Raw genomic sequence first — 11,958 nt, 5'->3', positions numbered from 1 at the left:
CGCCGGCGGAGAGGTTCCGCCGGTGCACGGGAGGTTAACGGGCCAAAAGCTTCGCATTTAATTTTTGATAAATCCGCTCCCGGAACCAGGGCTCTGTGGACATCTCCACGGCCTTTTGCAGGGGAAACCAGCCCACGGCGCTGTTTTCGTCGGGTTTGGAGGCCACCTGCTCCTCCGGGTCAGCCTCCAGCAGGTAGGTGACGTTGAGGTGCAGGTGGGAGGATACGTACCTGCCCCGCTTCTCGTGGCCGTCCACGGTGAGGGATTCCAGGGAAAAGGGCTCCCTGGAGACCGCCAGCACCGAGCGTATGCCGCTCTCCTCCCGGACCTCCCGCGCCGCCACCGCCAGCAGGTCCTGCTCGCCGTCGGCGTGGCCGCCCAGCCAGGACCAGGAACGGTAGATGTTGTGGTAGGCCATCAGCACCTGGGTCCGGTCGGGACTGACCACCCAGGCGGAGGCCGTCATGTGGTAGGCGTCGTTTTCCCGGGAAAAGATGGTCCCGTCCGTTCGCAGCAGACGCAGCAGCAGCAGGCGGTCCCGCTCCTCCTGCTCGTTCCAGGGTTGGTAGCGCTCTATCTGGGCAATCAGGTCATTCATAAAATCCTTCCTTTCTCTTTCATATTCAGGGGTAGAGGGCCCTGGCCAGCTGGTCCAGACGCTGCTGGACCTGAAGGCGCCCGTCCTCCGTGGAGGACAGGTGGCCCAGGCGGCACCAGTGAGCGATCTCCAGATGGAGGGGCGAGTCGGGGGCGAAGGGCGGTATGGCCAACTTTTCCACCACATAGGCGGAGATGCTGGTGGGGTTCATGTAGCCCTCCACGCACCGGCGCACCGATGTAAAGCTGAGCACGCCGCAGAGGTAATAGGCCTCCTCCTCCCGCTCCACCGGAAGATACATCAGCTTTTCATTGGGGAGGGGAATGGTGCGTCCCAGATAGGGGTCGTCCATGGGGGGGAGCACCGCGCAGAAAAAGCGCTTCGAGATGTATCGCCAAGCCACCTTGTAGGGGGAAAATGTGTAGGCGCCCACCCGTAAAATGGCGTGAAACTGGCTCTGCTGGATGAATTTTTCCCACCCGGCAAAGCCTCTGCGCTGGTCCAGCACCTCCCGAAAGCGGCACAGGTACGCCCAGGTCAGCGGGGCCTGGGCACGGAGGACCTCTCCATCCACCGGCATCTGGCGGGTCCGGACCGTGTGGGGGCACAGGAGATAGGCCGAGGGGCGGACGCTCCACTGCTGGAGGTCGCTGCCCCGCGCCATGGGGTAGAGATAGTCCGGCTCTATCTCCGCGATAACCTCCTCCGCCTGCCGCTTGCCCTGATCGCTCAGGTTCCGGATCAGCAGACCGCCCGGGGAGCGGCCCAGGACGCGCAGGCAGTAGACGCCGTTGGCCCCGCCAGTGAATACGCCGGAGCGGGCGCGGTAGGGGTTGGAGCCCAAAAGGCCCCTGAGCGAATCCGCCTCCTCCGCCCGGACGGTGATCCAGCCGGAGCAGGGATCGCCGGCCACGCTGGGCCGGGCCAGAGCCTGTGTGATCTCAGCGGCGGCGAATACCTCCGCCGCGGTGGAGCCGGGGCGGTGCATCAGCCGGTTCACCCGCCCGCCCCAGAGGAAGCAGGGTACGTCGTAGCGCTGAGGCCGCCCGGTCTCAAGATAGGCGGCAGCCGCGGCCACCGACACGTCCGCAAAGGGCTGAAGGGCGGAAAAGTCGTCCAGGCGCACCACGCAAAAAGGCGTAGAGCCCGCCTGAAAGCGGCGGAAGGAGGCGCCGTTTCGCCGGGACTTGAACAGGGCCTGGCGCAGCACCACCGCCGCCGCGCCTCCGGGGACCACCAGGCGGTCCAGGCAGAGGCAGAGCATCAGCGCGGAGACATCCTCGTTGGCAAAGCTCTTCTCGATCTTCCGGTGGGGGAAGAGACCGTAGCGCTGCCAAAGGGGCAGCGCCCGCTGCCGCTCCGCCGGAGAGAGGTACTCCCAGCTGACCCAGGGGAAGTTCCCGACCAGCAGGTCCGCGGGGGGCAGGGCGGCGGAGAGTGCCCGGTTCAGGAGCATCCGCACCCGCACCCGGTCCGCCGCGCCCTTGGGCGGTGGAAGGCCGCACAGGCGGCAGACCTCCTTCATCGGGGCGTCCAGGCCCTGATGTGCAATCTTGTCAAAGGCCTCGCGGCGCAGCCGGAGCTGTCCGCCGCAGCCGTCCTCCACCACCAGGACATCATCTTCCCATCGGGGCAGCGCCAGCAGATCGCAGTGGAGCACGGAACGGGGGTCGGCGCCGGCAAAGAGCAGGGCGGTTCTGGCGCCCAACACCGCGAAGGCGTTGATGTCAAGGCCTGCTAAGCAGCAGCCCGGCGCGGCCCGGAGGGCGGCAAGGAGAAAGACGCCGCCTCCGCAGGTTGGGTCCAGGACGCGGCGGGGGCCGGGCCAGCGGCGGAGGGCTTCTTTTACCATCCCCTCCGCCATCCAGGGCGGTGTGTAGAATTCTCCCAGGCAGTGGCGGATGGGCTGAGGCAGCAGCTGCTGGTAGAGCGCCTGAATGGCTTCCGGCCGCTCCGGGACTTTGGAGCCGGGCAGTCCCTCCAAAAGGTCCCTCAGACCGATGCAGGCGTCGGACAGTTCCGCGTCCCAGCGGGCAAGGAGCCAGCAGCACCAGTCCTCCTCCCCGCAGCAGCCCCGGCCCAGCCGCCGGAAGCAGGAGCCGTCCAACAGCTCCCCCCAGGAATACCGGGCGCCCGGGGCAAGGAAGTCCAAGGCCAGCAGCCGTATGATCACACCGTAAGAGGTCAGAATGCCCTGGAGCAGGTGGGTCAGGCCGCCGCCGCAGGAGACACCGTAGAGACGGCCCAGGGCAGCCGGATCCACCCGGTTGTTCCGGCACAGCACCGGCCCAGGATCACCGTAGAGAGCGGAAAGCTCCCGTTCCCACAGCGCGGTCAGGGGCCGCTCCGGTCCGGGCTCGTCCAGATGGCGGCAGAATGCGCCCACCGCGCGGCGGATGGGCGTCCAGTGGGGGCTGCTCTCCCGCCGAAGGGAGTTCACAAGAAAGCTGATCCGGTCCATAGGCCCTCCCCCTCCTCAGAATACAGCTATTGTACAGCAGGCGGAGCGGCGAATCAAGGGACACGCAAAAAAGGCCGGACGCATCTTAACAAGATGCGTCCGGCCTGCCTGTTCCAAAACGCTCAGGATGCGTGATCCGGAGTGCTTAGGACCTGGAATGAGGAGATCATTGCATTGAACCGCATCCCATGCCCCTCTATGGCTTCGGTGAAGAGATAGGAGCAGATGCGGTAGGTTCCGCCCTGCCCGTCATCCACAAAGTGGCACTCCAGGAGCTCCGCGTCCCACGCCGTCCCGTTGTCGGCGTGGAGGAACAGCCCCTCCAACAGATAGGACGAAGCGATGTCGGAGACGGCTTCATAGATGTCTCCCAGTTCCTCCCGCATGGACTCCGCGTCCTCCTGAGGGGTCACGCCCTCCCGATGGGAGAGTTCAAGCCGGCAGGGGGGAAGGAGGGAAAGGGCATCCTCCCGCTGCTTGATCCACTGGTCGATCCGATCCTGGGCCTCCTGAGGGCTCAACGCCTCCAATTGGGCCGCGAGGTCCCGCTCCGCGTCCTCCCGGGTATAGGAAATTGGTATGGGGCGGATGACATAACACTCCTCCTCCCAGGTGGCGGTGTAGAGGGATTCGTCCGCATAGAGCACAAAGCCGGGGTGAGATTCGCCGGCCTCCACCTGGGGCGTGTGAAGGGGGCGCTCCTCCAGCCCCTCCGGAAGGACGGGGAGCTCTCTTGGCGGGAACAGCGTCTCCCAAAGGGCGGAGAGATTCTCCCCGACGGCATGGGCCAAAGCCCTGCCGGGAGGGGTAAAGGCCAGAGCGGACAGGATGAGAACCACGGAGGCGGCCGCGGCCAGCAGCCGGACCGGACGGCGTCTTCGCGTTTTGCCTGCGTTCAGCTGATGCATTATGCCCGCTTTCACCGCCTCCTGGCGTTGGAGGGCTTGGTCGGTATACAGGGACAGGCCCTGCTTCAGTTCAAGATCGGTCATGGTGTTCCTCCTCTTCCATCTGCCGGGCCAACGCCTCTTTTGCATAGTGGAGGCGGGACTTCACCGTCCCCACAGGTTTTTTCAGGACCTCGCTGATCTCCCGCTCACTCAGCTCCAGTAAAAACCGCAGGACCAAAACGCTTCTGTGCTCCGCCGAAAGGTGGTCCAGCGCTTCGGCGACGGCCAGGGCCCGGTCCGATTTCTCGGCAAAGGAGGGAGCCGGGAGGTCGGCGGCCAACGCTGCCTCCCCTGGATTTTTCCGCAGGACGCGGCGGCTTTCATTGATGACAATGCGGAAAAACCAGGGCCGGAACCGGCTTGGGTCCGTGCATTGATAGCCCTTCCGGTATGCCCGGAGAAAGGCCTCCTGGACAGCGTCCTCGGCAAGGTCCCGACTGCGGGTGATGGCGGCGCTGAGCCGCAGGGCCGCCGGGGCAAACTGATCATAGAGGTGAGAAAAGGCCTGGTGATCCCCCCTGAGGGCATCGGAGATGTAGTCTTCCACGGTATGCCTCCTTTCAGATGCGCGCATCTACCCTCTATACCCCCGCAGAAGAGGAAAGGTTCACTTCTTTTTGAAAAAGAATAAAACTGCGGCGTGGTGTGCATGCACATCACGCCGCGTCTTCAGGATCGGATCAGCCCAACATCACGTCAAGCAGCATCATCACCAGAAAGCCGGCCATGACGCTGACGGTGCCGCTGTGGGAATGCTCCCCCAGGTGGGCCTCGGGGATCAGCTCCTCCACAACCACATAGAGCATGGCCCCGGCGGCAAAGGAGAGGATCACAGGCATGATGCCGGTGATGCTGCTGGCGATGAGCACGGTGAGAATGCCAAAGATGGGCTCCACCACGCCGGAGGCCGCGCCGCAGGCAAAGGACTTGGGTCCGCTCACCCCCTGGGACTTGAGGGGCAGCGACACCGCGGCGCCCTCCGGAAAGTTCTGAAGTCCCATGCCCAGCGCCAGGGCCAGCGCGCCGGAAAGGCTCCCGGCATCCTGGGCGGCAACGGAAAAGGCCAGTCCCACCGCCATGCCCTCGGGGATGTTGTGGAGCGTCACAGCGAGGACGATCATGGTGGTGCGCCGCCAGTGGGAGGGAAGGCCTTCAGCCTCATTGCTTCCCATGTGGAGGTGTGGCAGCAGCACATCCAACAGCATCAAAAAGGCGCCGCCCAGCAAAAATCCGCCGCCCACGTGGAGCAGCACATTCTGGCCCGCCGCCTCCGCCATCTCCATGGCCGGAATCAGCAGCGACCAGACCGACGCGGCGATCATCACGCCTGCGGCAAAGCCAAGGAAAATCTTCTGAGTAACAGGCCGCATCTCTTTCCGGAAGAAAAAGACCATGGCCGCGCCCAATACCGTGGCGAGACAGGTGAAGCCAGTGCCCATGGCGGCGAAATACAACTCTTTTTGCAGCATAGATTGTTCTCCTTTGCAAGCGATTCCGGGGGGAAACCGCAGTCCCGGACCAAAAGCGGCCGGGGGAAAGTCCTCCAGCCCCATGTGGTTCATACTGCGCAGCTCTAAAAAAAGTATACCGCAAGTATATCGCAAATGTAAAGTAATTCAACGGATCAATACGAAACAAATAAAATTGATCAAAATATATAGTTTTTTGTAACCATTCTGCTTTTTTAGTAAAATTTTTTAAAATTTCGCGCTAATCAGACAAAATTTGCGTCGGGAAGAAGGTAACATAAGACCATCGGAGGCGAGAGATGAGAAGGGAAACTTAGGAAAGGAACAGTAAGAGACATGGAAACAATCCCGAAAGAGTACCTCATTTTGTTTAACGCGATCACGGCCGCGGAAGAAACTTTGCAGAAACTGAGAGAAGAACTCATCCGCGCTCAACAGACTTCAGAGGAGCTCTACATAGAGAGACCTGAGAGAAAGACAACCGGCTCCTCACAAAAAAACGATTAAAGCAAAAAGGCTGTCCCCTGCAAAACCTGCGCAGGAGACAGCCTCTTTCTTGACACAGGAGGCATCCTGTGATATTTTTTTAAAATAAGTGCTTTGACTCTTGCGGCCTGTTCGGCCGTAAGGATATCAGGAGGTAGCATCATGAAAACGGAAGAACTCTCCAGGATCTGTACACAGGTGCGGCGGGATATCATCAATATGACCGCCAACGCCGGCAGCGGCCATCCCGGCGGCTCACTGTCCGCAGTGGAGCTGATGGTGGCCGCATTTTTTGAGAAAATGCGCGTGGACCCTCAGAATCCCCAGGATCCCGACCGGGACCGCTTTGTGCTGAGCAAGGGCCATGCGGCGCCCTGCTATTACGGGGTCCTTGCGGAAAAGGGCTTCATCAGCCGGGATGAATTCCAAAATTTCCGCCAGCTGCACAGCATCCTCCAGGGTCATCCGGACGCCAAGAAGGTGCCGGGTGTGGACGCCTCCACCGGCTCCCTTGGCCAGGGAGCCTCCATCGCTGTGGGCATGGCCCTGGGCGCCAGGCACCAGGGAAAGGACATCCAGGTCTATACCATCTTAGGCGACGGCGAGTGTCAGGAGGGCCAGGTATGGGAGGCCTTCATGGCCGCGGCCCACTACAAGTTGGACAACCTGACGGTGATGATTGACAACAACGGACTGCAGATCGACGGCTCCAACGACCAGGTCATGAGCCTGGGCGACCTGGCCGCCAAGATGCGTTCCTTTGGATTCACGGTGATCGAGCTTTCCGACGGAAACGATATCTCCGCCGTGGTGGAGGCGCTGAACGCCCCCGCCGTGGCCGGAAAGCCCAAGTGCATTCTGGCCCATACCGTCAAGGGCAAGGGCGTCTCCTTCATGGAGGGCCAGGTAGGCTGGCACGGCAAGGCGCCCAACGAAGAGCAGCGCCAGCAGGCACTGAAAGAACTGGAGGACTGAAAAATGGCTGAAAAGATCGCAACCCGCGCCGCCTACGGCGACGCTCTTGTGGAGCTGGCCGCGAAAAACGACAAGGTGGTGGTGTTGGATGCCGACCTGGCCCACGCCACCATGACGCTGAAATTTGCCCAGGCCTATCCCGACCGGTTTTTCAACGCCGGCATTGCCGAGGCCAATATGGTGGACATGGCCGCCGGCCTTTCCACCATGGGGCTGATCCCCTTCTGCTCCACCTTTGCCATGTTCGGCGCGGGCCGGGCCTTTGAGCAGGTCCGCAACTCCATCGCATACCCCAAATTCAACGTGAAGCTGTGCATGTCCCACGCCGGCGTGTCCGTGGGCGAGGACGGCGGCAGCCACCAGTGCATTGAGGACCTGGCCCTGATGCGGGTGATTCCCGGCATGACCGTCATCGTCCCCGCCGACGCAAAGGAGGCCCGCAAGGCGGTGATGGCCCTGGCGGAGTTCAACGGCCCCGCCTATCTGCGCCTGGCCCGCCTGGCCAGCCCCGTTTTTGAGGAGGACTATCCCTTTGAAATCGGCAGGGCCAATGTGCTGCGCGAGGGCGGCGATGTGGCGGTGTTTGCCTGCGGACTGATGGTGTCCGAGGCCCTGGAGGCCGCCAGGCTCCTGGAGGCCGACGGTATCCGCGCCTCCGTCATCAACGTCCACACCATCAAGCCCATTGACGCCGAGTGCGTCACCCGGTACGCGGAGCAGTGCGGCAAGGTAGTTACCGTGGAGGAGCACAGTGTCATCGGCGGCCTGGGCGACGCTGTGGCCGATGTGCTGATGGGTAAGGTGAACTGCAAGTTCCGCAAGATCGGCGTGGAGGATCAGTTCGGCCAGTCCGGCAAGGCGGCCGACGTGCTGCGGGAGTACGGCCTTACCGCGGACAAAATCGCGGCGCAGATCAAGGAGTCACTGTAAAGGTGCGCAACCGCTGCGGCGGCGCGGGAGATCCCGCGCCGCCGTTTTTCACCCGCAAAGACGGGGCTTTGAAGACGCGGCCCGAATCAGTCCGCGGCCCTGCACATGGCGGCAAGCTGCTGGAACCGCCGCTGGGACGCGGTGGCGCTGATTTTCTCCTTCGGCGCAAAGCCCTTGTCAAATGCCGCGACGGCGTCTTCCGCCACCGCGTAGACGGGGTCCTCCACATACCGGCCTGCTGCGCCGGAGAGGGCGCCGTCCCACAGCTCGCAGACCTGAAGGGCCGCCGCGTACTGGTTATCCGCCGTACGGATGTTCAGCCGCTCCGCCGGGAGAAAGCCCTGACGGGAATAGTAGTCCGGGTCCCCGCAGAGTAGGATGGCCCGGTATCCAAGACGGCGGGCGATCTCCCGGGTCCGCCGAATCAGGCCGGCTCCAATCCCCTGGCGCTGGCAGTCCGGCAAAACGGAGATGGGCCCCAGGGTCAGCACTTCGTATTCGTTTCCGTCGTCCCCGAAGAGGAGGGCCTTCAAAGAGACAACATTTCCGACGATCCTGCCGCCCCGCACGGCGACAAGATCCAGCTCGGGCAAAAACGCGGGGCACTCCCGCATGATATGCAGCAGGTAGTGTTCACAGCAGCCGGGGGCATATTGATTCCAAAATGCCTCCCGGGTCATCTGCTCTGTTTCGCGGTAGTCTGAGGGCTGCTCAGGTCTGATGGTAAACTCCATATAAATCCTTTCCGCCGGTGACGGCTCGCGCTTTGTTGGGGTTCACTTCGGAAAACAGCGGCGGCAAAGCCGCGCGGATGGTTGTGCGGCCCCTGCCGAAGGGGTACAATGGGTCTGCGGCGCCGGGCCCTATGGACAGTTGGCCCTGCGTTGTGAAAATTATCCGGCCAACCGGTTTCGGGTTCTATGATAGCACGTCTGAGGGGTATTTTCACCTGCTTTTCGCGTATAACAGGAAAACGATCCTTGGAATTGAAAAAGGAGTGGATTTCATGAAAAAGACCATTGGCATCATCGGCGGCATGGGTCCGCTGGCCACGGCGGACCTGTTCCGCAAGATCGTCCTGATGACCGACGCGGCCAGCGACAACGACCATATCCGCATTTTCATCGACGACAACACGGAGATTCCCGACCGCACGGCGGCCATTCTCTCCGGCGGCGCGGACCCGGTGGCGGCCATGACCGATTCCATCCGCAAATTAGAGCGATGCGGCGCCGACTGCCTCATTATGCCCTGCAACACCGCCCACTATTTCCTGCCCCGCCTTCAGCCGCTGACGGAGATTCCCTTCCTGAGTATGCTGGAGGCCACGGCAAGGGCCTGCGCCGCCGCGTTTCCAGGAAAGACCGCCGGCGTGCTGGGCACTCGGGGAACCCTCAGCTCCGGCGTATATGAGCGCGCCCTTCAATCGGAGGGCGTGGACTGCTTGCTGCCTGGGGAGGAAGACAGGGACCGGCTGATGCAGGTGATCTATGAGGGCGTCAAAAAGGGAGCGCCCATAGAGAGCGTGCGCGAGCCCATGGAGGAGGTTTTGAAGCACATGTCCGGGGCGGACTACTTTATCCTGGGCTGCACGGAACTGCCCATCGCTGCCGAGGGACTTGCGCTGCCGCAGCGATTTGTGGACCCCACGGCGGAGCTGGCAAGGGCGGCGATCCGCTTTTGCGGCTATGGCGTGAAGGAATAGAAAAAAGCTTGGAGGCAAAAAGGGGAGTCCCTCCTTTTTTGGAAACTTTTTGTCCCGCTGAGCGTCTAAACCAGCAAACGGGAGCAAGGGGGGGATGGGATGAAGCCGGTCCGGCTGACGGTGCTGTCTGCCTGCCATTTCACAGTGGACTTCGCCTGCGCCTTTTTTCTCCTGCGGTGCCTGCGGCAGGGGGGAAATTGGCAGGTCGCCTTACTGTGGTATAATTTCTGCGCCTTTGCCCTCCAGATGCCCCTGGGACTGGCGGCGGACCGGCTGCGGCACGGGCGGCTCTTCGGCGGGGCGGGCTGCATGCTGGTGGCCTGCGGCGCCGGACTCACCGGTTTTGAGGCTGTGACGGCCCTTGGGGTGGGCAACGCCCTGTTCCACATCGGCGGAGGCGTGGAGGTGCTCTACAGTACGGAGGACATGGGGCCTTTGGGGATTTTCGTGGCTCCTGGAGCCGTTGGGCTCGCCTTGGGACTGACGCTGCGCCGGGGCGGGACATGGGCGGGTGCCGCGGTGGCCGCCGCACTGATTGCGTGCGCGGCGGCGCTGCTGTTAGGACGGGAACCGGCTGGGAAGAGCACCCTTCCGGAGGGGGATGCCGGAGCGAGCCCCCTTGGTGCGGCGGCGCTGCTCTTTTCCGTGGTGGTGCTCCGGTCCTGGGCGGGAATAGGCGCCTCCTTCCCCTGGAAAGCCGGGACGCTTGCCATAGCGGCGGCCTGTGCGGCAGCGCTTGGGAAGGCATTGGGCGGAGCGCTGTCCGATCGGCTCGGCCCATCGAAGGTGACTGCTTGGTCCTTAGGCGCCGGGGCGGCGCTGTTTCTCCTCTCCCACTTGTGGGGCGCGGGGCTGATGGCGCTGGCGCTGTTCAACATGACCATGCCGGTTACGCTCTGGGCCATGGCCCGGCTGATGCCCGGCCTTCGGGGGTTTTCCTTTGGGCTTTTGACCTTTGCGCTGTTTCTGGGGTTTCTGCCGGTCTATTTCGGCGCGCCGGCCCTGGATGGACCGGTGCTGGCGGCCGGTTCGGTTTTCTCCCTTGGGCTGCTCCTGCCGGGGCTGCGAAAGGCGGCCGGGCCGTGATCCGCGCTCTTGGGATATCCCTTGCCCTGACGCTGGCGCTGGAGCTTCCAATGGCCGCGGCATGGGGTCTGCGGGACCGGTGGAACCTGACGGTGGCGGCGCTTGGCAACGTGCTGACCAACCCGCCGGTGGTGCTGCTCCATGGGGTGCTGACGGTGCAGCTTGGGTGGCCCGTCTGGCTGGTGACTGCGGCGCTGGAGACAGCGGCCGCTGTGGTGGAGTGGCAATGCTACCGTAGCTGCGGCCGCCGCGTGCATCACCCCCTGGCGCTGTCTCTTTGCGCCAACGCCTTTTCCTACGGCGCGGGGGCGCTGCTGATGAGGCTGTATTGAAGAGGAGGGCGGCATGCCGCCGACAAAAAGGAGGATTTGTGATGAAACGCTTGGCGGTATGGCTGCTGCTGATCGTCTGTATGACCACCTGGGCGGCAGCGGATGTGATCTGGGTGCCGGAGGATGACTTTTTAAATAAGCACATGGACGAGGCGCAGCACGAAGGGCGCAGCTACTATGCCAACAGCCCCCGGGGCAGCGTTTGTCTCTACAAGGAGCCCCTTGGACAGGAGGCGATCGAGCGGGGGGAGAATGGATTTGTGGTCGGCAAAACCTTGGGCGAGATTCAGAATGAGCATCTGATGTATATCGATTTCACCCTCTCCTATGAGGGCCAGCTGTGGGGGGTGGCGGAGTACACCACCGGCACCGACGGAGACCTGATGAGCTGGAAAACCGGCGATGATGGCGGCACAGGCTGGGTTCGGATGAGCGAGATGACCGTGCGCTACGATCAGCGCTCCTTTGAGGAGGAGCACGGGGCGGACTTTGCCGCGTATGGGGGCGGATACGACAGCCTGCTAACCGATCAGACCCTGTGCCTTTACGAGTACCCCGGTTCCGGTTCATTTATCGGCGAAATCAAGGGGGATCAGGACTATCCGGTGGCCTTCAGCGAAACCTGGACCGACGAGGATGGGCAGGTCTGGGGCCATGTGCCCTACCACATGGGGATGCGGGGCTGGGTCTGTCTCCACGACCCGGCCGACAGCGGCCTTCCACAAATGCGGGGGACGGAGTACGACTTCTATCCCAAGGCGGTCCTTGAGTTCCCAGTGGGAGAGGAGGGGAGTTCCTCCACCCTGCAAACCGCTCCGGAGACGGCGGATTCCAGCCTCTGGATTGCCGTGGTGCTGGTGTTGGGAGTCAGCGGTGTGACGCTGCTGATGCTTTCGGTCATGCGGCGCAAACGAAATTGAAGGAATGGCGGCGGAGCATGCTCCGCCGCCATTCCTTATGGAAGAA

General features: G+C 62.9%; 12 protein-coding genes. 6 read left to right on the top strand and 6 right to left on the bottom strand.

Translation table 11 applies throughout. From position 1 onward, the window contains the following. Positions 1-34 precede the first annotated feature (34 nt). From KQI82_RS01555 to KQI82_RS01535, 5 genes are all read right to left on the bottom strand, one after another. Positions 35-598 carry an NUDIX hydrolase gene (locus tag KQI82_RS01555; RefSeq protein ID WP_216557750.1) on the bottom strand — a complete coding sequence of 188 codons (564 nt, stop codon included), beginning with the start codon at positions 596-598 and terminating at the stop codon, positions 35-37. Between the two features lie 25 nt (positions 599-623). Further along, the gene (locus KQI82_RS01550; RefSeq protein WP_216557747.1) at positions 624-3,059 is read right to left on the bottom strand and encodes a class I SAM-dependent methyltransferase; all 2,436 of its coding nucleotides are present in this window, start codon (positions 3,057-3,059) and stop codon (positions 624-626) included. A 122-nt stretch (positions 3,060-3,181) separates the two neighbouring features. Beyond that, positions 3,182-4,051 (bottom strand): nucleoside triphosphate pyrophosphohydrolase family protein, encoded by an 870-nt coding sequence (locus KQI82_RS01545; RefSeq protein WP_216557744.1) that lies wholly within the window; start codon positions 4,049-4,051, stop codon positions 3,182-3,184. Continuing rightward, the gene (locus tag KQI82_RS01540; RefSeq protein ID WP_216557741.1) at positions 4,038-4,556 is read right to left on the bottom strand and encodes an RNA polymerase sigma factor; all 519 of its coding nucleotides are present in this window, start codon (positions 4,554-4,556) and stop codon (positions 4,038-4,040) included. Before KQI82_RS01540 ends, KQI82_RS01545 begins: the two co-directional genes overlap by 14 nt. Before the next feature lie 133 nt (positions 4,557-4,689). Next, positions 4,690-5,478 carry a ZIP family metal transporter gene (locus tag KQI82_RS01535; RefSeq protein WP_216557738.1) on the bottom strand — a complete coding sequence of 263 codons (789 nt, stop codon included), beginning with the start codon at positions 5,476-5,478 and terminating at the stop codon, positions 4,690-4,692. A 648-nt stretch (positions 5,479-6,126) separates the two neighbouring features. Here KQI82_RS01535 and KQI82_RS01530 point away from each other — a divergent pair. Together KQI82_RS01530 and KQI82_RS01525 are read left to right on the top strand one after the other, a co-directional pair. Further along, a complete protein-coding gene (locus KQI82_RS01530) occupies positions 6,127-6,939 on the top strand; it encodes a transketolase (RefSeq protein ID WP_216557735.1) in 813 nt (270 codons plus the stop codon). 3 nt (positions 6,940-6,942) lie between these two features. After that, the gene (locus KQI82_RS01525; protein WP_216557732.1) at positions 6,943-7,869 is read left to right on the top strand and encodes a transketolase family protein; all 927 of its coding nucleotides are present in this window, start codon (positions 6,943-6,945) and stop codon (positions 7,867-7,869) included. Between the two features lie 86 nt (positions 7,870-7,955). Here the strand turns inward: KQI82_RS01525 and KQI82_RS01520 are convergent, their stop codons facing one another. Then, positions 7,956-8,603 carry a GNAT family N-acetyltransferase gene (locus tag KQI82_RS01520; RefSeq protein WP_216557729.1) on the bottom strand — a complete coding sequence of 216 codons (648 nt, stop codon included), beginning with the start codon at positions 8,601-8,603 and terminating at the stop codon, positions 7,956-7,958. Positions 8,604-8,875: 272 nt separating this feature from the next. Between KQI82_RS01520 and cuyB the strand changes: the two genes are divergently transcribed. The 4 genes from cuyB to KQI82_RS01500 all read left to right on the top strand — a co-directional run bounded on the left by cuyB (position 8,876) and on the right by KQI82_RS01500 (position 11,912). Further along, positions 8,876-9,574 (top strand): cysteate racemase, encoded by a 699-nt coding sequence (cuyB, locus tag KQI82_RS01515; protein ID WP_216557726.1) that lies wholly within the window; start codon positions 8,876-8,878, stop codon positions 9,572-9,574. Between the two features lie 99 nt (positions 9,575-9,673). Further along, a complete protein-coding gene (locus tag KQI82_RS01510) occupies positions 9,674-10,660 on the top strand; it encodes an MFS transporter (protein ID WP_216557723.1) in 987 nt (328 codons plus the stop codon). Continuing rightward, the gene (locus KQI82_RS01505) at positions 10,657-10,992 is read left to right on the top strand and encodes a hypothetical protein (protein WP_216557721.1); all 336 of its coding nucleotides are present in this window, start codon (positions 10,657-10,659) and stop codon (positions 10,990-10,992) included. Before KQI82_RS01510 ends, KQI82_RS01505 begins: the two co-directional genes overlap by 4 nt. Before the next feature lie 41 nt (positions 10,993-11,033). Then, positions 11,034-11,912, top strand: coding sequence for a hypothetical protein (locus tag KQI82_RS01500; RefSeq protein WP_216557718.1), 879 nt, complete (start codon positions 11,034-11,036; stop codon positions 11,910-11,912). Positions 11,913-11,958: the final 46 nt, after the last annotated feature.

The organism is Dysosmobacter acutus, assembly GCF_018919205.1.
In the GTDB taxonomy this organism is placed as follows: Bacteria; Bacillota; Clostridia; order Oscillospirales; family Oscillospiraceae; genus Oscillibacter; species Oscillibacter acutus.
Note: the sequence above shows the minus strand (reverse complement) of the source record. Positions and strands in the feature narration are given on the sequence as shown.